General features: G+C 75.2%; 3 protein-coding genes. 2 read left to right on the top strand and 1 reads right to left on the bottom strand.

Annotation, left to right across the window (positions count from 1 at the left end; genetic code table 11):
- Together Q4D18_RS11600 and Q4D18_RS11595 are read left to right on the top strand one after the other, a co-directional pair.
- Positions 1 to 369: NifU family protein (locus Q4D18_RS11600; protein WP_303128577.1), on the top strand; the 369-nt coding region annotated here is incomplete at its 5' end.
- A gap of 162 nt (positions 370 to 531) precedes the next feature.
- A complete protein-coding gene (locus Q4D18_RS11595) occupies positions 532 to 1,884 on the top strand; it encodes an NAD(P)-binding domain-containing protein (RefSeq protein ID WP_303128574.1) in 1,353 nt (450 codons plus the stop codon).
- Between the two features lie 133 nt (positions 1,885 to 2,017).
- On the opposite strand, the gene Q4D18_RS11590 is transcribed toward Q4D18_RS11595, so the two are convergent.
- Positions 2,018 to 2,197: hypothetical protein (locus Q4D18_RS11590; RefSeq protein WP_303128572.1), on the bottom strand; the 180-nt coding region annotated here is incomplete at its 5' end.

Below are 2,197 nucleotides of genomic sequence, written 5' to 3'. Positions count from 1 at the left end.
CGCGTGCGCGCCGCGCTCGGCGACGCGCTCGCCCAGCTCGCCGCGGGCCGTGCTCGCTGCGCGCCGGAGACGCCGGCCGGGGCCGTGCGGGCGGCGGCGGAGGCGGGGGTGGACGCACCCGTCGGCTCCGCGGAGCCCGACGCCGTGCTCCGCGCCGCCGTCGAGCAGGTGCTGGCCGGACCGGCCGGGGACTACCTGCGCTCCTACGGCGGCACGGCGCGGATCGCGTCCGTGGGCGACGGCGAGGTGGCCCTCGAGCTCGGCGGCACCTGCCACGCGTGCCCGGCCCGCGGGTTCACGCTGCAGCTGCGGCTCGAGGCGGAGATCCGCCGCCTCTGCCCGGGGGTGCGGGCTGTCCGGACGGCGTGACCGGCCTCGCCCCTCCTCCCTTCCCTTCCCCTTCCCGAATCCACTGCACTTCTGACCCTTCTGACGGCCCTTCCGGGCTCCAGAAGGGTCAGAACCGCAGTCGATCCGCGGGGGTGCTACGGTCTGGCCGAGCCGCCCCATCCCCTCTCCGAAGGAGCCCCCATGCGTGAGCGCGTCGCCCTGATCGGAGCCGGCCCGTCCGGCATGGCCCTGCTGCGGGCCCTCGCCCTGGCCGAGGACGCGGGCGCGCAGGTCCCGGAGGTTGTGGCGTTCGAGCGGCAGGACGACTGGGGCGGGCAGTGGAACCTGGACTGGCGCACCGGCGCGGACGCGTACGGCGAGCCGGTGCACTCCTCCATGTACCGGGACCTGTGGATCAACGGGCCCAAGGAGTGCATGGAGTACCCGGACTACCCCTTCGACCGGCACTTCGGCCGCGCCGTCTCCTCCTACCTGCCGCGGGAGGCCATGCGGGACTACATCCTCGGCCGGGTGGCCGAGGTGGCCGAGCGGATCCGCCGGCTGATCCGCTTCTCGACGGCGGTCCGCTGGGTCGAGCCGCAGCCGGACGGCGGGTTCGCGGTGACCTCGGAGGACCTGCTCACCCGGGAGGCGGTGACCGAGCGCTTCGACCGCGTGGTGGTGGCCACGGGGCACTTCCACACCCCGCACCTGCCCTCCTGGCCCGGGGTGGAGACGTTCCCCGGGCAGGTCCAGCACGCCCACGACTACCGCACCCCGGAGCCGTTCGTGGGCCGCCGCGTGCTGGTGGTGGGCTCCTCCTACTCCGGGCAGGACCTCGCCCTGCAGCTGCACCGCGCCGGAGCCGTGCACGTGACCACCGCCTACCGCGCCCGCCCCCAGGACATCGCCTGGCCCGAGGGCATGGACGAGGCCCCCGAGGTGCAGCGCTTCGACGGCGCCGCGGTCACCTTCGCGGACGGCTCCACCGCCGAGTACGACGCCGTGCTGCTGTGCACCGGCTACCGCCACCACTACCCGTTCCTGCCGCGCGAGCTGGCGCTGGCCGGCCCGAACCTGCTGGCCCCGCTCGGGCTGTGGAAGGGCGTCGTCTGGCATGAGGACCCGGACGTGCTCTACGTGGGCGCCTCCCAGCAGCTTTTCACCCTCACGCTCCTGGACGCCCAGGCGTACTTCGCCCGGGACGTCCTGCTGGGCCGGGTCGAGGTGCCGGACGCGGACGATCGCCAAGCGGACATGGACGTCTGGTTCGAGCGGATGACCCGGATCGACGGGCCGCCGGCCGCGCTGGCGTACCAGGGGGCGTACATCCAGGACCTGTCCTCGCACACGGACTGCCCGGAGGTCGATGTCGACGCCGTGGCCCGCACGTTCCTCCAGATGCGCGACGCCCGGATCGAGGACGTGCGGACGTTCCGCGACCGGCGGCACCGCTCGACGGTGACCGGCACGCTGGCCGCGCCGCACCCGGTGCCGTGGATGGACCGCCCGGACGACTCCCTCGAGGAGTACCTCCGCCACTTCCCGGCCTGACCCCGCCCCGCCTCACCCGCGTTCCGAATCCACTGCACTTCTGACCCTTCTGGCGGCCGTTCCGGGCCTCAGAAGGGTCACAACCGCAGTCGATTCGCGGGCGGCGGGGCGTGGTGAGGGGGCCGCGCCCCGGTCAGCGCCGGAACGCGGCCAGGGCGGCCTCGGCGTCGTCGGCGGCGGCGCGCAGCACCGGCAGGGCCTGCGCGACGGCGGCCTCCGCCTCCGGCGTGCGCGGCGCCGGCACGCGCCGGCCGGTGCGCAGGGCCCGACGTCGGACGGCCGGGTCCCGGTGATCCGGGCCGAGGGACAGGGC

The sequence above is a fragment of the Micrococcus sp. genome (assembly GCF_030523875.1).
Lineage (GTDB): Bacteria > Actinomycetota > Actinomycetes > Actinomycetales > Micrococcaceae > Micrococcus.
Note: the sequence above shows the minus strand (reverse complement) of the source record. Positions and strands in the feature narration are given on the sequence as shown.